Here is a 21,445-nt window from a genome sequence, read left to right as displayed (position 1 = left end):
ATCCGCATCTGTCCCAACACATTTACCTATATCATTCATAGTATACAGTAGTCCCAAACCATTAGGCGTTGGGGAACAAATGAACGATAGGAGGAACGAGAAAATGGGCCATTACCATCGCGATACGGAAAGGGTATGCATCAGAACACGCAAAATTTATGACTGGGTGACGCGGCAAATCGACGTGCCATTAAAAAGCTTCAGCGGCGATGATTTGGAAACGATTTTCCCATCGGACACTTGTCCGGGAGACGGGACGATTTGCGACTTTTTGGCAGCGCAAAACATGGACCCGCAAAACTTTGCCATTCGTTGTTTCTTGACAGACGCTGCCGGAAATCCAATCGATCCGGTTGTTGACCAGGATGCGCTGATTTGCCAAGAAATCATGCAGCCAAACGGCCGGCAGCCCGTCAACGTCACCCTTCCTTCCGGGGAGACCGTGACATTGCAAAAAGTCAAAGCGCTCGTCAAAGGACACGTCGTTGTGCAAATTGTCAGCCCGACCGGCACGGTGATTTGCCAATCGGCGCCGATTCCGTTTGCCACGGCGCAAACATTCATCTTATGCGCTCCGGAAGGCACGCAGCTCAATTGCCATATTTCCTTCTTTGAATGCGATACAAGCTTAGTTTGCACGGACAACTTCACTCAACTCGACGTTTCCATCACCTTATGCCTTGAAGTCCAAGTGGAAGCTGACGTCAAAATCGAAGTTGAAGCCTGCTTCTGCCAACCGCGCGAAGAACTTGCCGAAGCTACGCTGTGCCCGACAACCAAATTTCCGCCACAATGCCCGGACGTATTCCCAGCAATGTAACGTCCCGCACCACTTAGGCTGTTGTTCTCAACAACAGCCTTTTTTATATGGCACTTGCCTTCCGCGTATACATAAGATAAAAATGGAAGGAGTGGAAAACGAGTGAAAAATGCGAATGATGACCGGCACCTCCGCCTGCAGCAACAAATTATTCACTACCGGTCTGAAGCCGCCTCGTGCAGGCAACAGATCAAGCAGCTTGAGGCCGAACTGGAAAAAGAAAAAATGCGCAGCGCCTATCTAAAAGAAAAATTGCGTGAAGCCGAAACAGTCAACGCCGAAATGTACAAGAAAAAGATCGCGGCCTTGGAGCGCCAGCTTTTGTTGTATGAAATCGCGCTCGAAGAGGCAGAGCATCGCGTCTCCGGACCGCAACAAACCACCGGCGCCGATCCAGCCGCTTCCGTGCTGGCGCTGTTTCATTACTCGGTTATGATCCCGACGCACCTTGATGAAGAAGAAATTGTCGTGATTGGCGACTTCATCATCCGCAACAGCGGAACCGCGCCGCTTCACCATCCGGTCGTCTGCCTCCGCATCTCGCCGCCGAAAGCAGCGGTGCTGAGCGGAAAAATTGCGCTCCCCCAAAGCGGGCGCGCCGCACAGGAGGGGCTGGCTGACAGCGGCGCCGAAGGTTGGACGTTCATCCAAGAAAACTGGCGGGAAAAAGTGCGGCAAAACGGCGAATATTGGATTGCCCCGCTCCATGGCGTCCCCATTGAACCAGGTGAAGAACGGCGCTTTTCCCAGTTTGAGATTGCGGTTCGACCGTCCGGCAACGTCCGCTCCCTGACAGTCGACGGCTTCGTATATGGCGCTGAACTGCCCAAAGGAGCCGCCGCGGCCAACCGCATCGCCGTCCAATGGTAAACGGAGCCCGCCCCATCCAATGGAGCGGCTGCTTTTCCCGGCCGGCTTCAGCCGGCCTCGTCTTGTCGGCAGCAACGATCTTTGCTTGACAGCAGCAGCGGGGGCATGATGCTTCAAGTGTCCAAGACCAACCGAAACACAATCTCCCACCGGCGGAAGCCGTCGGCCAGCCATCCAGGCGGCAGCTTTCCGCTACAGCCGGTCCGGATGACGCAAGCTATATAGATGCAATTTAAAGCTTTAACATTTTTCGTCTTTGCCGGTCATTGCATCCGACTGTCGAGTGACCGAACAACGCCGCTTAAAGACCCATGAATGGGTCTGTGAAGCGAGTCGTTGTTCGGTCTTCCGTCACGCTAAGGCGTGACGGAGGCAAGCCGCACGCTTGCCTTCGACAGTCGAAAATGGGCAAACCACTTTTCTGTCAAGGATATGTTAAACTTCTTTGTTGCATCTATATAGCATCTCTCCCCTTACGAGAGCCACTTGCTGACAACCGTTTCAATCAGCGCCGCCCCGCCGGCGACTGCGAGCAGCACGATCAGTGGCTGGAAAACGGCCGGCCAAGCAACAACCCCAATATAACAAAACGCTGCACACCATATCCCGGTGCACCAGTAGCAACTTAGCAGTTCGCCGATCCAGCGCCGCAATCCGCTGCCCTTCAAAATGAGAAATACTTCTTTTCTTCCGTCCGGAAGCTCCTCCTCCACCCATTCATGGAAAGGCCGGCGAAGCCAGGCGGTGATCGTATCGTATACGATGAGCCTCGTCAGACGAAAGCTGGCTAAACAAAGAAGAATAAAGGAAAACGGGTCATCCACGTTCCTCTCCCCTTTCCGCTCGCTGCGGCCGCAAAAGGAGGCGTGCGCTTTTTCCGCCTCCTCGGCCCGGCAGCAGGCGAACCTGCTCCGGTGCGGACGTTTACCCAAACGCTCTCCTACGCCAATCATATGATGGAGTATAGGTTTTTAACACAAGAGACAAGAAAGGAGGCGACACAATGTACCGTGTCTTTTTTGAGCGGCGGCCGACCCGCCCCCGCCTTTCCCGCGCCCTGTACGACCAGCTGACGGCGCTCCCGCCCAACACAGAAGTGAACGTGCACACGGTCAAGGAAACATACTACAATGCAGTTTTTCTCGGTTATGAACCTCCCCCACTTATCGAAGTGGGGGTTTCCTGTTTCCCCTTCGGAGGTGGATGCATGATAGGCTGGTTGGCAGCCTATCTGCAGGCAACACCTGGCACCCGTCCCGTTGGGAGCCACAGGCAACATGAGTATCCATGATACTCAAGGGCGGGAACTCGCCATCTACGACTTCATACCTAAGCAATCCGTCGATACGTAAACGGTTTGACCGTAAATTCCAATGGGCGGATTTCACCATAATATACTTTGGCAAATAAATTCATTGCCCCATGGATATCACGGTGTCGTTTGTACCCGCATTGACATGTATAATTTCTAGAAGAAGATTTATTTTTCTTCCCGCAAACAGGGCATGTTTGCGAGGTATAACTTTCATCTTTTTTCTCGATTTGAATTCCTTCGGCATTCAATTTGTATTTGAGATAATCAAATAATTTTCCAAACGACCAATTGGATAATTTCTGATTGGTCTTTTTGTTTCGTTTCTTTTTCGTATTCCGTTGGATTCCTTCGATATCTCCAATGACGACTTCTTTCACTTGGTTTTCCAAACACCAACGAACAAATTGTCTCGTGGTTTTGTGCAGTGCATCCTTTAGTTGTGCCTCTGATTTCGAAAGTACATATTGTTTCGCCCGATTGTACTTTTTCCATTGTTTGGAGCCTTTTTTGCATCTGCTCATGAGTTTTTGCAGTTCTTTTAATTTCTTGTTTCTCAACCGATGAATGCTTCTTATTTTTCTTCCCGTGATAATGAGGCTTTCCCCATTTTCACAAATGGCTGCGATGGTGTGAATTTCCCCTGGGTCAATAGCAACACGGTTTTTACATGGATTTTCTTTTGGTTTTTTCCCATCTTCATACGATAAACAAAGCCACAAACCACGGTCATAGACCAACTCGATTTCTTTGACTTTTCCGTTTGGAAGTTTCTCTTTGTCGATTTTCACCACCAAAGGAGATTGTCGTTTTCGATTCCAAATTCCTAGCGACAGTTCCAACGTTCCGTCTTCATGCAAAACAAACCCATCTTTTGCCCATTTCGTGTTGAAATGTTTTTTCTTTTTGTATGGATATTTGATTTTTTCTCCTTTTTTCCGTGCTTCTTTTGCCCCATCACGGGCAAAGATATATTTATGCACAACCGCCTGGATGCTTTGGCTGTGGATAGAAAAACGACCTTTTGTTGCTTTTTGCAGTTCCGTTTTGGTTATCCATTTTCCTGTTTCCAAATGATGTTCTTTTGCCAAACGAAGGCATTCGTTCCAAACTTCTGCGGAGATACGATTGCATTCAAATAGTTTTTGGATAACTTCTTTCTTTGCCCGAAAACGGGTTTTCAGCGTTCGATACATGGTTTCACCTCCTATGTTTATTGTATTCTATTGCCATCCAAAGAAGAAAGAAAAAAACAGAAAAACCGAACGCCATTCATCCCCCACCTGTAGAGGGGGGGACTTCTGGCTGATTTATGTTAAACCGCGAACCAACACTGTTTCGTTGCTTGTTGACCGCTTTTATGAAGAGGGAGGGCGCACACTGGCCATCAATGCGGCCGCCATCGCCTCGATCGATCTCCCCGCTTCCATGCGTTCCGATTCACAAAAACAGCTCGAGGACGAGGAAGAATAATCAAGAAAAGCCTTGCCGGCCAGCGCCAAAGAGCGCGGTCGGCCTTATTTTTTGCCGCCCCTTTTCGCCATGGCCTAGTGCACCTGTCTATACCAACTCGTTTCCCTTTACATACACTCTTATTAACCGACCATTGGCGCTAGGAGGAACTGATCGTGGCCTCAAAACGATCCCGCCTGTTGTTTGAAGTGTTGCACAGCTACGGCCTGTCGGAAACCGAGGTGGATATCGCCGGCGAGCTAAAAAAGGAAAAAGTATGGCTTCTGCAAAACAAAAAAACGGGTGAGAGGTGCGTACTAAAACGGCTGAATGAGGATAAAACACCTTTCCCGATTTTGCTTCATTCCAAACTATATGAAACTGGATTTCACATCCCAAAAATGATCCGGACAAAAACAAAGCAACCTTACGTTCAACGAAAAAACCACTATTACTACTTGATGGAGTACGTTTCCTCAAGCGGAAGCAAGCCCTCATTCCAGCAACGGATTGAATGGTTGGCCCGTTTTCACAAACACAGCCTATTCGACGATTGGATCCCTCCCCATTCGCCGTCCTTCCCCGAACCGACCGACATACTGGATGCACACCGGGAAACAACGTGTCCAAAAGAATTCGGTCATTATTTGAAATCTATTTCTCCATTTGTCCGCTCTATGCTTCGTATCAAAGCGTCTACTTAGCCGATGCTATGTTTCCGCATATGTTTTACAGCGAAATCATCGGCCAAGGGACGCGAAAGCAGGCGACAGGCAGCCAACCGCCATTGGCGCGCGTCCATTACGAAGCCATGGCGGCAGGCCTTCCGATCGTCACGACAGCCAGAGGCGGCAATCCAGAAGTCATTTTGGCGAATGAAAATGGCCTGATCGTGGAAAACCCAGAGAACCCAAGCGATTTCGCCGACAAGATCGCCCAAATATTATCCAATACATCTTTGATGAAAAGAATGGGCGAAAAAGGACGCGAGCTGGCTGTTTCGCTGTATCATTGGGAGCGGGTCGCTTCGGAGTTATTGGAAGTGTGGGAGCAAGCCAAAGAATTCGAATCAACAGCTGCTCTCACAACAGAACTGCAAACAGAAGAGGCATTCGGACAACCGGTGTCGCCTCAAACGGACCCAAAAGAAACGGAACGGTCGAAAAAGAATACAGCGGCGCGGACAATGCCTCCCAAAACAGAAAAAGCGAATGTGAAAAACGAAAAACGGAAGAAAAAACGTGCCGCCTCACTGGCAGACGATCAACAGAGCGCCAAACAAAAAGAGGCGATGGCGTCACAAACCGAAAGCGCAAAAGGCGCTCCTGCCCCCCCAGAACGTGCAAACCGGCCGCCATTCGAAACCTTTTACTATTGCAAGCGGCAACTGACAGATGCCAGGCTCGGCGACAAAAACGCATTTGAACCGCAAACGGGCTCAAGCAAAACATGATGACAAGCCTTTTGTAATTGCAAGCCTTCCGGGCGCAAATGGACCATCGTCAGCAAGAAAAGCGGCAAGCCTCAAAAAATAAACCGCAAGCCAAACGGGAATGTCTCCTGCAACAGTGAGGGGGCGGCATGAACTATGGCCATCCCTTTCCCGACGATGCACCGCATCCGGGCAACGCTGTGCTTCGACGCGGGAAAGGGAAACCGTTATGGCACAAATCCGATCATCGTTACGGAAACAAGTGCGGCGCGGCCGATAACGGTTTCGTTCCCTCGCTCGTCGGCGATCACCAATTCATCCGCTGTGCATTGCTTCAGCACACCTTCATAGCTTTGCTCCTGCGTGACAAACTGACATTTAAGCGGCGGCAAATGGCCGGGCAGCTCCGCCAAAAAGGCCAGCCGTTCGTCGAGCGCCATCGCTTGGAATTCTTTTTTGGCAAAAAATTCAGTCGGTTCCTCCTCGCCGCCTCGTTCATCGTTGGAATTTCCTTCCTCTTCCTGTTGCGTTCGGCTAGTCCACATAAACGTTTCTTGCATATGCGCCGCCGCCCGCATCGCTTTTGGCTGCACAATGTAAAGCAATGGCTCCGTCTCCACAACGTTTTGTTTCCGCACGTCGATCCCCCTTTTCCATGCTTGCCTTACCTTATATATGTATGCCCATGATCTCAATAATTGCCCAAGTCAAGCAAAAAACAGCCGCTCCATCAACAGGAACGGCTGCTCGCACGTTTTTAATATCCTAAAATGTGGTATCCCGAGTCGACGTGAATAATTTCCCCGGTGATGCCGCGCGACAAGTCGCTGAACAAAAACAGCGCCACATCGCCGACTTCTTCCTGCGTCGTCGTCCGGCGGAGCGGAGCGCGTTCTTCGATTTGCTTTAAAATCGAGTTGAAATCGCTCACCCCTTTGGCCGACAGTGTGCGAATCGGTCCAGCGGAAATGGCATTGACGCGGATGCCGTATTTGCCCAAATCGTTCGCCAAATATTTCACGCTCGCATCAAGCGACGCTTTCGCCACACCCATAATGTTGTAGTTTTGCACGACGCGCTCGCCGCCTAAGTACGTAAGGGTGACGATGCTGCCACCTTCCGTCATCAGCTCTTTCGCTTCACGAGCCACCGCGGTGAGCGAATACGCACTGATGTTATGGGCGAGCAAAAAGCCTTCGCGGCTGACATTCATATACTCACCGCTCAAGTCTTCTTTATTGGCATAGGCGATGCAATGAGCGACGCCGTGGATGACGCCGACTTGTTCTTTGATTTGCGCGAAACATTGAACAATGTCTTCGTCTTTTGCCACATCGCACGGCAGCAGAAGGGAGCGTTCATCCCCAAGCGTATCGACCAGCGCCCGCACCTCTTTTTCAAACCGCTCGCCGGCATACGTAAACACCAACCGAGCGCCGGCAGCATGAAGCGAACGAGCAATGCCCCAGGCGATGCTTCGTTTGTTCGCCACCCCCATCACGACATATGTACGTCCTTCCAATGATAAGACCATTCATTCATCCTCCCAATTATCATTTATTCTTAGCACCAGGTGTTAATTCTATTATAGGCGATGCGGCAAACAATGTAAATGAGCGCTTTCTTTTTGCCTTTTGACTCCTTCATGCTGCCGGCGGTTTTTCCCACTTTGCAAAACCGACTCAATTCGCTAATATGGTATATGGTACATTTGAATGGAGAGGATCGTTCCATGGATCATGACCGTTTTTCCCAATCGAAGCTTGATTATCACTTATTATTTCTTTTATTCTTAATGGCCGTGGTGAGCGCCATCGCCATTCACAGCGCGGAGCCGATGCTTCCCGAGAAGCTGCAGAACGTCAACTTCGCTTCCAAGCAGCTGCAATGGTACGCCATCGGCGCTGTCGTGATCGCCTTGACGATGATCATTGACTATGATCGGCTGTTTCAAATCGCTTGGTATTTGTATGGATTCGGGATGTTGCTGTTGCTTGGGCTGGAATTGAACGTCCCAGGATCAGTAACCATTAAGGGGGCGACGAGTTGGTATCATCTACCTGGAGGCAACTTTCAGCCATCCGAGCTGATGAAAATTTTTATGATCATCGTCCTAAGTCGCATCATCGTCAACCATCGGGAAAAATACCCTGAACCCATGATCCGCGATGATTTCAAGCTGCTCGGCAAAATCGCCCTCACCGTGTTGCCGCCGCTCATCTTGTTGGCCAAGCAGCCGGACATGGGCATGTCGATGGTGTTTATGGCCATCACCGCCACCTTGGTGCTCGTTTCCGGCATCCGCTGGCGCATCATTTTCGGCATCGTCTTTTCCGGAGTGGCGGCCGTGGCATCCATTGTATTCATATACTTTTATTTTCCGGACTTTTTTCATAAATATATCATTGAAGAAGATTACCAATTAAACCGGTTTTACGGATGGCTCGCACCGTATGAATATTCGACCGACCAAGGGTTTCAGCTCATCCGTTCGTTGATGGCCATCGGCTCGGGGGAGCTGTACGGGAAGGGGCTCGGCAATTTACAAGTGTACTTGCCTGAAGCGCATACCGACTTTATTTTCGGGGTTATTGCCGAACAGTTCGGATTTGTCGGCTCAAGCATCGTCGTGTCTCTCTTTTTCCTGCTCATTTATCGCATGATCCATATTGCCTTGGAGAGCAACGATTTATACGGCAGCTATTTATGTGCCGGCGTCGCGGGCATGATTACGTTCCAAGTGTTCCAAAACATTGGCATGACGATTGGACTTTTGCCGATCACGGGGTTGCCGCTTCCGTTCATCAGCTATGGAGGAAGCTCGCTGGCGACTTATATGCTGGCGATCGGCCTCGTCTTAAACGTTCATTCGCGAACGCGGAAATTTATGTTCGCGAGCGATGAATAAAGCCGCTTGCTGTGTCCGCAGGCGGCGTTTTTTTGTCGCCATCAAGCTCAACTCCACTTCTTTGTTTCCTGGCCGCGGGCTCCGCCGTTTGGGCGTTGCCTCCGCAAAAGCCGCGATGAGGCGGGCAAAACCGCCTCATCTTTTCTTTTCCTGACTGAACGGACATACTGGTAGTACAACCATTATAGCGAGAAAGGAGCACATTCGATGCAAGTGGACATCATCGGCGACATTCATGGCTGCTTCCGTGAATTCGCCGCATTGACGGAAACACTCGGCTACCATTGGGACGAAGGGGTGCCGATTCATCCCGACGGACGAAAGCTCGGCTTCGTCGGCGATTTGACCGACCGCGGTCCTGAATCGCTGAACATGATCGAGATCGTCTCCGCCCTTGTCGAGCGAAAGCTGGCTTACTACGTGCCGGGCAACCATTGCAATAAGCTGTACCGCTTCTTTTTAGGGCGCAACGTGCAAATCGCCCATGGTCTTGAGACGACCGTCTCCGAGTACCGCACCTTGCCTCCAAGCGAACAGGAGATGATCCGCCGCAAATTTATCCGCCTGTATGAGCAGGCGCCCCTGTACGCCGTTTTGGATGAGGGGCGCCTTGTCATCGCCCACGCCGGCATTCGCCATGATTATATCGGGCGGACGGATCAAAAAGTCAAGACGTTCGTCCTATACGGAGACATCACCGGCGAAACGAACCCGGACGGGACGCCGGTGCGCCGCGACTGGGCGAAACGGTATCACGGCAGCGCATGGGTTGTGTATGGCCATACGCCTGTCAAAACTCCGCGGTTTGTCGGACGAACCGTCAACATTGACACCGGCTGTGTGTTCGGCGGTGCGCTCACTGCATTGCGCTACCCGGAAATGGAGACCGTCTCGGTTCCGTCATCGATGCCATACGTTCCGGAAAAATTCCGTTCGTTCCCGTAACCGGCGCTTCATCCTATTTCGCGCAGGAGACTCCCACTTCAACGACCAAAGGGAGTAAGTGGGAGAGGAATGCGCGTTCCCCTTTTCTTTTGTGTATGATAGAATAAAGGCGTGGAGAAAACCGTTTAATAAAGGCACTCCAATAACGGCTACTCGATGTATGGAGTTGGTTACAGGAAACGTTGTAACCGTAAAACATCGAGCGTAGATCCGTCTGTTGTGTGTGGAAGCCAAGTACTGCCAACAGACACACCGAGAGAATCGGTAACGATGCAGGCATGACCTGCGTCGTTGGGTAGTTGTCAACCTGCCCAGATGCAACCCCAAGTCAAGGAAGGAGGACGAAGTCCGCTTGTACTTCTGGGGAGTTGCAAGCCCCCACTTCAAGCGTTAGCTAAGTGGGGGTAGTTGACGAGCGCACCGTTTCAATGAGATGCGCCATGTCCCCGGGAAGCGGAGCGGCAAATGTCAACCAGCGGCGCGCAAACGGATGGAAAAACGAGAGCTGACGGCTATGGAGCGCCTGGCGGTCGATCATCTCCCGACTCCCGCCATAGAGGTCATCCCCAGCGAGCGGATGGCCAACATAAGCCAAATGGACGCGGATTTGGTGCGTACGTCCGGTTTCAAGCTGCAGCGACACGTGCGTATAGCCGCGAAGCCGCTCGAGCACCCGGAAATGAGTGACCGCCGGCTTGCCGTCCTCCCGCACTTCGCGGGCGATGATGCTGTCTCCCCGGCGGCCGATCGGCGCATCAATCGTCCCTTCGTCATCAACCATGACACCGTGGCAAATGGCCTCATATGTGCGCGCCACCTTCCCTTTTTGCTGGAGCGTGGACAACAAATGGTGAACGTGGCGGTGCTTGGCAACGAGCACAAGCCCGGACGTGTCGCGGTCCAATCTTGTCACAATATGGACGGTTGAATCGAGCCGCTGCCTTCGGTAATGGTGCAGCAGGCCGTTGGCAAGCGTTCCGCCCGGATGATGGCGCGACGGGATCGTGGCCAACCCGGCCGGTTTGTCAACGACAAGGATGTAATCATCTTCGTACACGATATGAAGCGGCATCTCTTCCGGATCCATCCAATCGCTCGTCCGCTCCGGCGGAAACACAACCGACAGCGTCTCACCGGCGCGCAGCACATGGCGGACGGTGACGGGCCGACCGTCAATCAACAGCGCCCCGCCATGGAATTTAATATCGGTAAGCGCCGTCCGCGAAATGCCGTTCTCTTGCAAAAACTGGCGCAGCAGCTTTCCGTCGTGCTGTTCATCGATGGAAAAGGTCATGGTAAACGGCGGCAATGTTCGTCACCTTTCTGATCAAAAATCTCCGTCTTGCTCATCGTGTTCCATCCACTTTCCTTTGGCGCCGCTAAAACGGAATCGGCATCCGCGCCAAAAGACCATCACCTCGCCGCAAACGGGAAGCGTTGCCTAACCAAGGAGGCGGGTTTTCCCTCAGTCGGCGATAAACGAGTCGCGCACCCGCCGCCAAAACGGAAACGGCCGAAAGCGGGCGAAACGCACCTTTTCATCGGCCACCCGGCATTGAATCGACTTCACTTCTTTATGCAACAGTGACAAATGGTCGATCGTAATTTGAAAATCGACGTGGTTGACCGGCTTGAGTAAACACGTATGGTGCGCCGGCAGCACGAGCGGCGAACCGATTGTCCGAAACACACGGTTGTTGATCGACGCCATCTCGGTCACTTGAATCGCCTCAAGCGAAGGATGCAAAATCGCGCCGCCGAGCGCTTTATTGTAAGCCGTGCTGCCGGTCGGCGTCGAAATGCACAACCCGTCGCCGCGGAACCGCTCAAACAAATCACCGCGAATTTCAACATCCATGACGAGCGTCCCACTCACACATTTCACCGTGCATTCGTTGAGCGCTAAATACTTCGCCTCGCGCCCACCGTTAATGTAACGAATCGTCACCTCAAGCAGCGGGTACTCCACCACTTGATACGGTGTTTTGGCGATGGCAATCACGAGCTTTTCGATTTCTTCCGGCACCCAATCGGCATAAAAGCCGAGATGGCCGGTATGGACGCCGACAAACGCCGTCTTGTCCAACCGATGGCAATAGCGATGGAACGCGTACAACAGCGTTCCATCCCCGCCGACGGAAATGACCAAATCCGGCGCTTCCTCATCATAGCGCAAATCAAAATCAAGCAAATACGTCTTCATCTTCTGCGCGAGGGCGTTCGACACATCATCCCCTTTTGACGTAATGGCGAAGGCCAGCGGCGCATCAGTTCGTTTCATTGTCCTTCCCCTTTTGCTTCTTGTTTTCGTGAAAAGGCGGCCTGCGCTTCTTGAATTTCAACGCGGATTTTCGACATTTCCTCATCGAGGCGGTAGGCAGCCTCCGCCGCGCGCTGCAGCCGGGCTTTAATATCTTCCGGAAAGCGGCCGCTGTATTTGTAGTTCAGAGAGTGTTCGATCGTCGCCCAAAAGTTCATCGCCAGCGTGCGGATTTGAATTTCCGCCAAAATATTTTTCTCGCCGCGGATCGTCTGCACCGGATACCGAATGACGAGGTGGTATGAACGATAGCCGCTTTCTTTCTTTTGCGTGACATAGTCGCGCTCCTCGACGATTGTAAAATCGTTGCGCTGGCGCAGCAGCTCGACGACCGTTTTAATATCGTCGACAAACTGGCACATGATGCGCAGTCCTGCAATATCTTGCATCTCTTCCTCGAGGCGGTCGAGCGGGATGTTTTTCTTTTGCGCCTTGTCTAAAATGCTGGCAACCGGCTTCACGCGTCCGGTGACAAACTCAATCGGCGAGTGCGCTTCAATCATCTCAAACTGGGCGCGAATGCCTCGCAACTTTACTTTCAGCTCTTCGACTGCCTGCTTATACGGGGCTAAAAACAAATCCCAATGGTTTACCATCGTACCACCTGCCTATCTATTTTCAATTTCCTGACAGCCTGGGCCAAGAGAAAGCATCCGCACCTTCCCAGCGCCGCTTTGACGGTAAGCGGCCTTTGGCGCGCTCCGCCTCCCCTCACGCCCAAAGGCAGGCAACCGGACGGCTCATCCGGTAAAAAACATCTCTTGTACTGCTCGTTCAAGCGCCTCGCCATAGTTGGCGTTGCCGCGAATATTTTCAAGCAAATAAGACAGTTCATCGTGAAACTGTTCAAGCTCAAGCGTCCTCTCTCCACATCGAAGCCAGACCGGCTCCTTGGCGTCAAGCGCCGCCTTTAGCTCAGGCCACCACGGCTTCGGAATCATGACATATAGAAAGCGATCATCGGTTTCCAAAATGTACGCAAACGCCAACGCATCCGAATCGACAAGCATATGGCGTTTCGGCGTTACGCGGGCAAGCGGAACCGAAGCATCATTGACATACAGCCAAAGCCGGCCGCCTTCCCGCTCCGCCCGCTCGACGATCCATTTTTCGTTCATGCTTTCTCTCCTTCCACACCAACCATCCGCCCTTTATTTTACCATATTCAGCCTATGCGGGCGAAATAATTGATATTCGCCGAAAAACAGCTGATAATAGAGGGAGACGATGATCTTTCCCGAGGGAGATTTACGATGCATCAAGAGGTCGAAATCGAATTAAAAAACTTGTTAACGGCAGCGGAATTTGCGGCCGTCCGCGCCGCCTTCCGGTTGGATGATGGCGCTTTCTTCCGCCAGGAAAACCATTACTTTGACACTCCGTCATTCGCCTTAAAAGAACGGGCGGCAGCGCTGCGCATCCGGGCGAAAGAAGGGCGGTTTACGCTGACGCTGAAACAAACGCGGGCGGATGGGGCGCTTCTCGAGACGCACGTGCCGCTCACCCCTTCCGAAGCGGAGGCGCTGCTCACGGGCGTGCCGCTGCACGGAACGATCGCGGCCTTGCTTGCGGAACTGGGCATTGATCCATCCAACGTGCGCCATTTCGGCTCTCTTGTCACCGAACGCGCCCAATGGCCGTACGAAGGCGGTACGCTTTTCCTTGACCGCAACTTCTACTTGCAAAGCGAAGATTACGAACTTGAGTATGAAGTGGATCACGTGGAAGCGGGTGAAAAGCGGTTTTTGCGCCTGCTTGAGGCGCTCGGCATCCCGCGCCGCCCGGCGCCAAACAAAATCGCCCGCTTTTACGCCCGCATGAAAGAAATGGAGGAAAGACGATGACCGTTTCGCCATTAAAGCTGCTCATCGAATGGCAGGCACTCAATGCGTTCTCACCCGGACGCTCCAGCCTGTTGCCATCGCCGGTGCCATCCTTGTTTTCAAGCTTGCTTGCCGAATCTCTCAGCCGCGGTGAGGAATCTTCTGCCGAGGCGCCTCAAGCTGCCCTAAGCGGTCAGCCCCCGGCGCCCGCCGGCCATCGCAGCGCCCCGCTCGAACATGAAGCGGGTGCTGCAACCAACTCATCTTCTTCTATCGATGCTTTCATCGCGGCGGCAGCGGAAAAATACGACGTTGACCCGCAGCTCATCCGCGCCGTCATTCGCCATGAGTCAAATTTCCGTCCCGATGCGAAAAGTCCGGCTGGAGCGTTTGGACTCATGCAGCTCATGCCAAGCACGGCAAAAATGCTCGGCGTCCACAACCCGCTTGATCCGGCGCAAAACATCGACGGCGGCGTAAAATATTTGCGCCAGCTCCTTGACCGGTACAACGGGAATATCACTCTCGCCTTAGCCGCCTACAACGCCGGGCCCGGGCACGTCGATCGCCATGGGGGAGTGCCGCCATTTGCCGAAACGCGGGCGTATGTCGAACGCGTGTTAAAAAGCTACCGCACATAAACGAGCGGCGCTCGAGTCACTTTGTTTGAGATCCATGCGTGCTGTTGATAAAATAGCAATCAAACGACAACGAATGATTTTCAAACAAAAGGAGCATCCGCGATGGGTGAACAATGGCAAACTCTTTATGAGGCGATCGGCGGAGAGGAGAAGGTTGCGAAACTTGTCGAAGCATTTTACCGTCGCGTGGCCGCGCATCCGGACTTGCGGCCCATTTTCCCTGACGATTTGACGGAAACCGCCCGCAAGCAAAAACAGTTTTTAACACAATATTTAGGCGGCCCCCCTCTTTACACGGCAGAGCATGGACACCCCATGATGAGGGCGCGCCATCTCCGCTTTGAAATCACGCCGAAGCGGGCGGAAGCATGGCTTGCCTGCATGCGGGCAGCCATGGACGAAATCGGCTTGTCCGGGCCGGCGCGCGAACAGTTTTATCACCGGCTCGTACTCACCGCCCATCATATGGTCAATACCCCAGATCATCTGGACAGAAAGGAGCATACCCTTGAGTGAGAAGTTTGCTGGGAAGACGACATCAACTTGCTACCCTTCCCAGCCGCTAGGCAACACGAACAAACCGCTCGAGCTGTATTTGTTTATCGATCCTTTATGCCCGGAATGCTGGGGGCTTGAACCAGTCATCAAAAAACTGACGATCGAATACGGCCGTTTTTTTACCTTAAGGCACATATTGAGCGGAACATGGGCGACATGGGGCGCGCACAAAGGAACAAAGCCGGAGGCAATGGCCAAAGCATGGGAATGGGCGGCTTGCCGCACCGGCATGTCATGCGACGGCAGCGTTTGGCTCGAAAATCGGATTTCAAGCCCGTTCGCCCCATCACTCGCCATTAAAGCGGCGGAAATGCAAGGAAAGCGGGCCGGCCTCCGCTTTTTACGCAAGCTGCAAGAACAGCTCTTTCTCGAAAAACAAAATGTCTCTGATTTGTCGGTGCTCGCCGAATGCGCCGCCGAAGCTGGTCTTGACGTCGATGAATTTCTGCGCGACATGCACTCTCCGGGAGCGGTAAAAGCGTTCCAATGTGATTTGAAAATCACGTCGGAAATGGATGTCGACGAAATACCGACGCTTGTCTTATTTAATGAAAACATTGAAGATGAAGGCATTAAAATTTCCGGATGCTATCCGTATGACATTTACGTCGAACTGATCGCCGAAATGCTTGGCTTCCATCCCAAGCCGTCTCCTCCCCCTCCACTGGAATCATTTTTAAGCCATTTTAAGTCCGTCGCCACGAAAGAAGTTGCCGTTGTGTACAATTGGACCATCCAAGAAGCGGAAACGGAAATGAAAAAGCTGCAGCTGAAACAAAAGGTCGAGCGGGTGCCTGTCAAGCATGGAACGTTTTGGCGCTATATCGAAAAAGCCCGCCTGTAGCGTGCGACCGACAAGAAAAGGCCCGGCCGAAGCCGGGCTTTTTCTTGTTGCCAAGACAACAAAGGGGATGGGAGAAATTGTTCACGGTCAAACAAAGGGGTATCAGGTTTAGGTTTTGTCTTCCGTTCATATCTATATCTTAACAAACGGCCGATCAAATTGTCAACCCATTTGCTCGTTTGTTCACATTATTGTCATAATTCTCCTACGTCATGATCAGGCAGACAAACAGCATATAATCAACTAGGCTCTTCCCCAAAAGTTGTACTTGTTTTTTTTCTGAACATACCCTATTTACGCTTGTGAGGGAAAATCAACAAATCAGTGATTTTTGCACATCTTTGTGCAGGAAACCGTATTGCTTGTCAAGTACATGTTGTGGTGAAGAGCCATCAACTAAAGCAAATGGGAAGAGGGGGGGCCATCGCCATGAAGCAGCGCATCGTCTTATCCCTTTGGGCGGCGGCATCCACTGCCGCCTTTATTCTGAACTTGTTGGGCCTCATGCAGCTCCTTCCGCTTTGGGCGACCATGCCGCTTTTGTTTCTCTCCTTGCTTGGATTGGCGACAACATGGAACCGCCGCCATCAGTTTCGTGGATTTCCATCCAAACGAATGCGGCTGTAGCGCCGCATTCGTTTCATTTCTCAAGCAGCTGCTCCATCTCATCAAGCTTCTCCGCAAACACTTGGCACGCTTGGCGGATCGGCTCGGCGCTCGTCATATCAACGCCGGCTTTTTTCAGCACTTCGATTGGGTAGTCCGAGCTGCCGGCTTTTAAAAAGTCAATGTACCGTTTCACCGCCGGTTCGCCTTCCTCTAAGATTTGTTTGCTGAGCGCTGTTGCCGCGCTGAAGCCGGTCGCATATTGGTACACATAATAGTTGTAATAAAAATGCGGAATGCGCGACCATTCCAAGCCGATTTCTTGGTCGACCACAATCTCATCGCCAAAATACTTTTTGTTTAAATCATAATAAAGCGAGGTGAGCGTCTCAGCCGTTAACGCTTCGCCCTGTTGCGCCTTCAGGTGGATCAGATGCTCGAATTCCGCAAACATCGTCTGCCGAAAGACAGTGCCGCGGAATCCCTCAAGATAATGGTTCAACAAGTACAACCGTTTCTTCTCATCATCAATCGTTTTCAGCAAGTGATCGTTCAAGAGCGCTTCATTGCACGTTGACGCCACTTCAGCGACGAAAATCGAATAATGGGCGTACGGATACGGCTGCGTTTTGCGCGTATAGTAGCTATGGACCGAGTGGCCAAACTCATGGACGAGCGTAAACAAGTTGTGAACGTTGTCCTGCCAATTGAGCAAAATGTACGGATGGGTGCCATACGCTCCCGACGAATACGCACCGCTCCGCTTCCCTTTGTTCTCGCGCACATCGACCCAACGGTTGTCAAGCCCTTCTTTGACGATCGCTACATACTCCTCGCCGAGCGGCGCCAGCCCGTCAAGCATATATTGCTTCGCTTCCTCGTACGTCACGTCCATTTTCACATCTTGCACAAGCGGCGTGTACAAGTCATACATATGGAGCTCGTCAAGCCCCAACACTTGTTTGCGCAGCCGCACATAGCGATGCAAAAGCGGCAAATGTTCATGAACCGTGGCAATCAAGTTGTCGTACACGCTCTCCGGGATGTTGTTGGCATCGAGCGCCGCTTGGCGCGCCGATTCATAACGGCGGACGCGGGCAAAAAAGTTATGTTTTTTCACCGTTCCGGCAAGCGTGCTGGCAAACGTGTTTTGAAACTTTTCGTACGTATGGTACACCGCATGGAACGCATCGCGGCGGACACGGCGGTCCGTGCTTTCTAAAAAGCGAATGAACCGGCCGTGCGTGACTTCGACTTCCTCACCGTTTTCATCGATGATCGTCGGAAACGTCAAATCAGCGTTGTTCAACGCGCTGAACGTGTCGGATGTCGCCTGCATCACCTCGGCCGCCTGCGCCAAGATCGCCTCCTCTTCCGCCGACAGCACGTGCGGGCGCTGGCGCGTAATTTCGTCTAACGCGTGCGCATACAAGCGAAGCGGCTCGTATTGTTCCAAAAACGAGCGCAGCACCGCTTCATCGATCGCCAAAATTTCCGGCACGATAAACGCCATCGCGCTCGATGCTTCGCTGTACAAGCTTTTCGCCCGGGCGTCGAGCCCTTGGTAAAACGAGTTAGTCGTATCTTGATCATAGCGCATATGGGCGTATGTATACAGCTTGCCGAGGCGCATCGATACGTCATCTTGGTATTGCAATGCTTCATACAGCACTTCCGGCGATTCGCCAAGCCGCCCTTTGTATTCGCCAAGCTTTGGAATCAGTGCCTTCACTTGTTTGAATTCTTCTTCCCAGGCGTCATCGGTAGGAAAAATGTCCTCAAGCCGCCACGTTTCTTCCACGGGAATCTCGCTTCGCAGCGGCAGCGACTTTTTCGCTTTCTTTTCCTCCACCGTCATCATTCCTCCTTATCCAAATAATCGATACACGAATTATTATTCACCATTCCGTTCATCTTTTCCTGTTTTCTGCTCATTTTTTCCACTCTCCCGAACTCAAGTGTTGACCAATAGCAGCTAAGCGCCGACGTTTGGTGAATTTGCTCAAGAAGCGCAGCATCTTGATGAATCATCTGATCGACGGTCGACGGAAACGACAGCGGCTTCACCAAATGAAGCTGGTCGCCCTCTTCGCGGCGGAGATAGCCGAGCAGGCTCAACCAATGCAAATACTCGCCGACGGCCTCACGATACGTATCCCGGCCGACAAGCGGCAGCCGGCGCGGAACAAGGCGGCCGGTGCGGATTTTGTCATCGAGCCACTGAAATAAAGATACTGCCGTTGCCGGCCGTCCGGTCTTTCCAAGAAGAAACAAAAGGACATACGTTTGCCAAATGAACGGCGCCGTCTCCCATAAATACCCCCGCGGCACTGGCCAGCCTGCTTCGGTCGGAAACAGTGACGGAACGATGCCCGCCTGGTAAAAATCAGCACAAATGCGGCGCACGGTTTGGTTCGGATAAAGCGGAAACGTCCGCCGCCATTGTTTTTTTCGTTCGAGCCATCGCTCCCAAAACTCGGATGGAAGCGGCAGCGGGCAGGGGGCCATCCAATCGGGGAACGAAAACGACGAAAGCGGAATTGAATCGACCACGGCCAATGTTCGCTGCACCGATAGCGGCAACGGGCGAAAAAGACGGATGAAGCGTTTCGTCTCTGGACTGTAGTACCATATATGTGGAACGACTGAATGTGGAGCGCGATGGGCAAACAACCATTGAAACCGGGAGAGTTGCACTTCCCCCGAATATTTTGGCGAACGCCGCAAATGATGGGCTCCTAACACCCACAACGGGCGGATGCCAAGGAGACGGTAGCCGTCATTGCGTTCGCGAAACAGCGATTCATCGATCGTGGAACATTGGTATTCGAGGGCATAAAGGTGTGGGCCATGGCGGAACAATACGTCAGGACGCTGCTTGATGGCGGGCAAATACGGCTCGAGCTTCGCCTCCATGCCTTGGCGAATGAGCCACGCGAATAAGTCTCGCTTCCCAGTTAAGTGACGCTCCGACTCCGGTTCGTGCTCGACCGGGCAGGCCGCCCCTTTTCGATGGGCGAAATGCGGCAAACGGTAGCGGCCCGACCGGAGCACCACTTCTTGACGGCACGCGGGACAAAAAAACGGTTCCTGTCGTTTCAGGCGCATCAGCCCCTCTCGTTCCCATCTTTCCGCCCCGGCAAGCGAAACCGTCCTACCATCAGCGGCGAGAGCGACAAACAACATGATCACTTCCTTTCCAGTAAAAAATAGTTGTCCGTGAGCGGGAACAGCTGGAATTGTTCTCTGCTGCCCCCCCTTCACCGTTCGGTTCTTCCCTTTTATTCGTTGACCATCGCCGGTTTTCCTGCCCAAAGCCAAACTGCGTCGAAAAAAGTCCGCCGATTCGGCGGACTGGCGTTTACAAGCGGTTGGTTACAACAGAGGCGACAACAGCCGGGAGACCGATTCAGCGATACGCACCCGGAACGGGCGCTGTTGAAACTGTTCGTAGTCGATCATGGAAGCGTGGCGAAAATCTTCCAAAAAGTTGCGGACGAGTTTATGAATGCTGTCGGTATAATACAAAAAGGCGTTCACTTCAAAGTTTAAATGGAAACTGCGCATATCCATGTTCGCCGTGCCGATCGAGGCGAGCTCGCCATCGACGACGATGACTTTGCTGTGCAAAAACCCGCGTTCATACTCATAAATTTTTACCCCTGCCTCGAGCAGCTCGGGAAAATACGAGCGCGAAGCGTAAAAAACGATTTTTTTGTCCGGCCGCTTCGGCGCAAGCAACCGCACATCAATGCCGCTTAGCGCTGCCACTTTCAGCGCCGTCAAAATGTCTTCATCCGGCACAAAATACGGCGAAGCCACCCAAATCGACCGTTTTGCTGCTGTGATCATAGCAAAATACAGCTGCTTAATGACCTCCCACTTTTGATCCGGACCGCCGGCGATGAGCTGGACGCCGCCTTGCCCTTCTTCTACAATGCGAGGCGGCGACAAGTAGTCCGGCGTCAGCAGCCGCTCTCCCGTCATATAATACCAATCTTGCAAAAAAATAAGCTGCAACGTCCGGACTGCTTCGCCCCGGATCAACAAATGCGTGTCGCGCCAAAATCCGAAATACTCGTTTTTTCCTAAATACTCGTCGCCAATATTCAGCCCGCCGACAAAGCCAACACTCCCGTCAATGACGATGATTTTCCGGTGGTTGCGGAAGTTGATTTGGTTGCTTAAAAACGGCAGGCGCACCGGCGAAAACGGGATCATCTCAACCCCGGCAGCACGCAGCTCTTCGATATAATCGTTCGACAGCTTCCAGCTGCCGACAGCATCATACAAAAAACGGACGCGCACACCTTGACGCGCTTTTTCCATCAAGACGCGCTTCAACTGTTGGCCGATTTCATCATGACGGACAATATAATATTCTAAATGAATATGGTGTTCCGCTTTTTCCAGTTCAGCAAAAATAGAAGAAAATGTCTCCTCTCCGTTCGTCAACACCGCCGTCTGCGAAGCAAGTGAAACCGGATGCTGGCCGATGCGATAAGCAAGGCGCAAAAGCGGACGCTGATGGGGCGCCATCGGCAGCCGTTCGACGGCAATCGGCGACGGCTCTTGAAACTTGAGCAGCACCGCCTCATCAAAATCGGCTTTCTTTTTATAGCGCCGTTGTTGCCAATAGTTGCGTCCGAACAATAAATAAAACAAAAAGCCGACAATCGGAAAGCTCCCCAGCACCGCCAGCCAAGCGATCGTGTGCGCCGGCTTTCGATTCTCAAGAGAAATGACCAGCGCAATAAAGATGACGGAACAAGACATCAATACGCTGAAAAGACCAAGCAGCTTCCCTTCCCAAAACCCGTTCGTCAATGCCAGCAACGCGCCGACAATGACGACGAGAATCGCCACTCTCGATGTGTTTCGCAACAAAACCCCTCCACCCGGCTCTTCATGATG

At 52.3% G+C, this 21,445-nt stretch carries 22 protein-coding genes and 1 pseudogene; 12 read left to right on the top strand and 11 right to left on the bottom strand.

The window, feature by feature from the left end; translation table 11 throughout:
• The first annotated feature begins 103 nt into the window (after positions 1-103).
• Both NSQ51_RS04230 and NSQ51_RS04225 read left to right on the top strand, forming a co-directional pair.
• Positions 104-820: a hypothetical protein gene (locus NSQ51_RS04230; protein WP_033015676.1), complete on the top strand. Its 717-nt coding sequence runs from the start codon at positions 104-106 to the stop codon at positions 818-820.
• A 102-nt stretch (positions 821-922) separates the two neighbouring features.
• Complete coding sequence (locus NSQ51_RS04225; RefSeq protein WP_033015674.1) at positions 923-1,690, top strand: hypothetical protein; 768 nt, start codon at positions 923-925, stop codon at positions 1,688-1,690.
• A gap of 473 nt (positions 1,691-2,163) precedes the next feature.
• On the opposite strand, the gene NSQ51_RS04220 is transcribed toward NSQ51_RS04225, so the two are convergent.
• Positions 2,164-2,514: a DUF1360 domain-containing protein gene (locus NSQ51_RS04220; protein WP_033015715.1), complete on the bottom strand. Its 351-nt coding sequence runs from the start codon at positions 2,512-2,514 to the stop codon at positions 2,164-2,166.
• Between the two features lie 505 nt (positions 2,515-3,019).
• Positions 3,020-4,198, bottom strand: a complete 1,179-nt coding sequence (locus tag NSQ51_RS04215) for an RNA-guided endonuclease TnpB family protein (protein ID WP_011231306.1) — start codon at positions 4,196-4,198, stop codon at positions 3,020-3,022.
• Between the two features lie 13 nt (positions 4,199-4,211).
• Here NSQ51_RS04215 and NSQ51_RS04210 point away from each other — a divergent pair, with 13 nt between their 5' ends.
• The 3 genes and pseudogenes from NSQ51_RS04210 to NSQ51_RS04200 form a co-directional block, all read left to right on the top strand.
• A complete protein-coding gene (locus NSQ51_RS04210) occupies positions 4,212-4,475 on the top strand; it encodes a hypothetical protein (RefSeq protein WP_049625205.1) in 264 nt (87 codons plus the stop codon).
• Between the two features lie 155 nt (positions 4,476-4,630).
• On the top strand, positions 4,631-5,158 hold the full coding sequence (locus NSQ51_RS04205) for a hypothetical protein (RefSeq protein ID WP_121650086.1): 528 nt from the start codon (positions 4,631-4,633) through the stop codon (positions 5,156-5,158).
• 80 nt (positions 5,159-5,238) lie between these two features.
• A pseudogene (locus NSQ51_RS04200) lies at positions 5,239-5,989 on the top strand (glycosyltransferase family 4 protein); the annotation flags it as partial.
• Positions 5,990-6,113: 124 nt separating this feature from the next.
• On the opposite strand, the gene NSQ51_RS04195 reads toward NSQ51_RS04200, so the two are convergent.
• Together NSQ51_RS04195 and fabI are read right to left on the bottom strand one after the other, a co-directional pair.
• On the bottom strand, positions 6,114-6,524 hold the full coding sequence (locus NSQ51_RS04195; RefSeq protein ID WP_049626048.1) for a CotO family spore coat protein: 411 nt from the start codon (positions 6,522-6,524) through the stop codon (positions 6,114-6,116).
• 119 nt (positions 6,525-6,643) lie between these two features.
• Positions 6,644-7,420 carry an enoyl-ACP reductase FabI gene (fabI, locus tag NSQ51_RS04190; protein WP_033015669.1) on the bottom strand — a complete coding sequence of 259 codons (777 nt, stop codon included), beginning with the start codon at positions 7,418-7,420 and terminating at the stop codon, positions 6,644-6,646.
• Positions 7,421-7,618: 198 nt separating this feature from the next.
• Here fabI and NSQ51_RS04185 point away from each other — a divergent pair, with 198 nt between their 5' ends.
• Both NSQ51_RS04185 and prpE read left to right on the top strand, forming a co-directional pair.
• The gene (locus tag NSQ51_RS04185; RefSeq protein ID WP_049625208.1) at positions 7,619-8,794 is read left to right on the top strand and encodes an FtsW/RodA/SpoVE family cell cycle protein; all 1,176 of its coding nucleotides are present in this window, start codon (positions 7,619-7,621) and stop codon (positions 8,792-8,794) included.
• 207 nt (positions 8,795-9,001) lie between these two features.
• Positions 9,002-9,739 carry a bis(5'-nucleosyl)-tetraphosphatase PrpE gene (gene prpE, locus NSQ51_RS04180; protein ID WP_049625209.1) on the top strand — a complete coding sequence of 246 codons (738 nt, stop codon included), beginning with the start codon at positions 9,002-9,004 and terminating at the stop codon, positions 9,737-9,739.
• A gap of 394 nt (positions 9,740-10,133) precedes the next feature.
• On the opposite strand, the gene NSQ51_RS04175 is transcribed toward prpE, so the two are convergent.
• The 4 genes from NSQ51_RS04175 to NSQ51_RS04160 all read right to left on the bottom strand — a co-directional run bounded on the left by NSQ51_RS04175 (position 10,134) and on the right by NSQ51_RS04160 (position 13,177).
• Positions 10,134-11,048: an RluA family pseudouridine synthase gene (locus NSQ51_RS04175; RefSeq protein WP_049625210.1), complete on the bottom strand. Its 915-nt coding sequence runs from the start codon at positions 11,046-11,048 to the stop codon at positions 10,134-10,136.
• Between the two features lie 156 nt (positions 11,049-11,204).
• Positions 11,205-12,020 carry an NAD kinase gene (locus tag NSQ51_RS04170; RefSeq protein WP_033015662.1) on the bottom strand — a complete coding sequence of 272 codons (816 nt, stop codon included), beginning with the start codon at positions 12,018-12,020 and terminating at the stop codon, positions 11,205-11,207.
• Positions 12,017-12,655, bottom strand: a complete 639-nt coding sequence (locus tag NSQ51_RS04165) for a GTP pyrophosphokinase family protein (protein ID WP_033010443.1) — start codon at positions 12,653-12,655, stop codon at positions 12,017-12,019. The genes NSQ51_RS04170 and NSQ51_RS04165 overlap by 4 nt, the downstream gene beginning before the upstream one ends.
• Before the next feature lie 144 nt (positions 12,656-12,799).
• Entirely contained in the window at positions 12,800-13,177 is a 378-nt protein-coding gene (locus NSQ51_RS04160) for a hypothetical protein (protein ID WP_033015661.1), read from the bottom strand.
• Between the two features lie 135 nt (positions 13,178-13,312).
• On the opposite strand from NSQ51_RS04160, the gene NSQ51_RS04155 reads away from it, so the two are divergent.
• From NSQ51_RS04155 to NSQ51_RS04135, 5 genes are all read left to right on the top strand, one after another.
• Positions 13,313-13,903: a CYTH domain-containing protein gene (locus NSQ51_RS04155; protein WP_033010440.1), complete on the top strand. Its 591-nt coding sequence runs from the start codon at positions 13,313-13,315 to the stop codon at positions 13,901-13,903.
• Positions 13,900-14,523 carry a lytic transglycosylase domain-containing protein gene (locus NSQ51_RS04150; protein ID WP_049625211.1) on the top strand — a complete coding sequence of 208 codons (624 nt, stop codon included), beginning with the start codon at positions 13,900-13,902 and terminating at the stop codon, positions 14,521-14,523. The genes NSQ51_RS04155 and NSQ51_RS04150 overlap by 4 nt, the downstream gene beginning before the upstream one ends.
• Before the next feature lie 102 nt (positions 14,524-14,625).
• The gene (locus NSQ51_RS04145; protein ID WP_033015658.1) at positions 14,626-15,039 is read left to right on the top strand and encodes a globin; all 414 of its coding nucleotides are present in this window, start codon (positions 14,626-14,628) and stop codon (positions 15,037-15,039) included.
• Positions 15,032-15,925 carry a ClpXP adapter protein SpxH gene (spxH, locus tag NSQ51_RS04140; RefSeq protein ID WP_033015657.1) on the top strand — a complete coding sequence of 298 codons (894 nt, stop codon included), beginning with the start codon at positions 15,032-15,034 and terminating at the stop codon, positions 15,923-15,925. Before NSQ51_RS04145 ends, spxH begins: the two co-directional genes overlap by 8 nt.
• A gap of 429 nt (positions 15,926-16,354) precedes the next feature.
• On the top strand, positions 16,355-16,552 hold the full coding sequence (locus NSQ51_RS04135; RefSeq protein ID WP_033015654.1) for a hypothetical protein: 198 nt from the start codon (positions 16,355-16,357) through the stop codon (positions 16,550-16,552).
• A 13-nt stretch (positions 16,553-16,565) separates the two neighbouring features.
• Here NSQ51_RS04135 and pepF read toward each other — a convergent pair whose 3' ends face one another.
• The 3 genes from pepF to cls form a co-directional block, all read right to left on the bottom strand.
• Positions 16,566-18,389 (bottom strand): oligoendopeptidase F, encoded by a 1,824-nt coding sequence (pepF, locus tag NSQ51_RS04130; protein ID WP_033015653.1) that lies wholly within the window; start codon positions 18,387-18,389, stop codon positions 16,566-16,568.
• Positions 18,389-19,717 (bottom strand): competence protein CoiA family protein, encoded by a 1,329-nt coding sequence (locus NSQ51_RS04125; RefSeq protein ID WP_033015650.1) that lies wholly within the window; start codon positions 19,715-19,717, stop codon positions 18,389-18,391. Before NSQ51_RS04125 ends, pepF begins: the two co-directional genes overlap by 1 nt.
• A gap of 189 nt (positions 19,718-19,906) precedes the next feature.
• Complete coding sequence (gene cls / locus NSQ51_RS04120) at positions 19,907-21,415, bottom strand: cardiolipin synthase (protein WP_049624940.1); 1,509 nt, start codon at positions 21,413-21,415, stop codon at positions 19,907-19,909.
• Between the last annotated feature and the right edge of the window lie 30 nt (positions 21,416-21,445).

Origin of the sequence: Geobacillus sp. FSL K6-0789, assembly GCF_038593135.1 — a bacterium.
Lineage (GTDB): Bacteria > Bacillota > Bacilli > Bacillales > Anoxybacillaceae > Geobacillus > Geobacillus stearothermophilus.
Note: the sequence above shows the minus strand (reverse complement) of the source record. Positions and strands in the feature narration are given on the sequence as shown.

Coding starts and splice junctions, on each gene's coding strand:
- NSQ51_RS04230 (WP_033015676.1), top strand. CDS start 104: ATGGGCCATTACCATCGCGATACGGAAAGGGTATGCATCAGAACACGC.
- NSQ51_RS04215 (WP_011231306.1), bottom strand. CDS start 4,198: ATGTATCGAACGCTGAAAACCCGTTTTCGGGCAAAGAAAGAAGTTATC.
- NSQ51_RS04210 (WP_049625205.1), top strand. CDS start 4,212: ATGTTTATTGTATTCTATTGCCATCCAAAGAAGAAAGAAAAAAACAGA.
- fabI (WP_033015669.1), bottom strand. CDS start 7,420: ATGGTCTTATCATTGGAAGGACGTACATATGTCGTGATGGGGGTGGCG.
- NSQ51_RS04185 (WP_049625208.1), top strand. CDS start 7,619: ATGGATCATGACCGTTTTTCCCAATCGAAGCTTGATTATCACTTATTA.
- prpE (WP_049625209.1), top strand. CDS start 9,002: ATGCAAGTGGACATCATCGGCGACATTCATGGCTGCTTCCGTGAATTC.
- NSQ51_RS04170 (WP_033015662.1), bottom strand. CDS start 12,020: ATGAAACGAACTGATGCGCCGCTGGCCTTCGCCATTACGTCAAAAGGG.
- NSQ51_RS04165 (WP_033010443.1), bottom strand. CDS start 12,655: ATGGTAAACCATTGGGATTTGTTTTTAGCCCCGTATAAGCAGGCAGTC.
- NSQ51_RS04160 (WP_033015661.1), bottom strand. CDS start 13,177: ATGAACGAAAAATGGATCGTCGAGCGGGCGGAGCGGGAAGGCGGCCGG.
- NSQ51_RS04155 (WP_033010440.1), top strand. CDS start 13,313: ATGCATCAAGAGGTCGAAATCGAATTAAAAAACTTGTTAACGGCAGCG.
- NSQ51_RS04150 (WP_049625211.1), top strand. CDS start 13,900: ATGACCGTTTCGCCATTAAAGCTGCTCATCGAATGGCAGGCACTCAAT.
- NSQ51_RS04145 (WP_033015658.1), top strand. CDS start 14,626: ATGGGTGAACAATGGCAAACTCTTTATGAGGCGATCGGCGGAGAGGAG.
- NSQ51_RS04135 (WP_033015654.1), top strand. CDS start 16,355: ATGAAGCAGCGCATCGTCTTATCCCTTTGGGCGGCGGCATCCACTGCC.
- pepF (WP_033015653.1), bottom strand. CDS start 18,389: ATGACGGTGGAGGAAAAGAAAGCGAAAAAGTCGCTGCCGCTGCGAAGC.
- NSQ51_RS04125 (WP_033015650.1), bottom strand. CDS start 19,717: ATGTTGTTTGTCGCTCTCGCCGCTGATGGTAGGACGGTTTCGCTTGCC.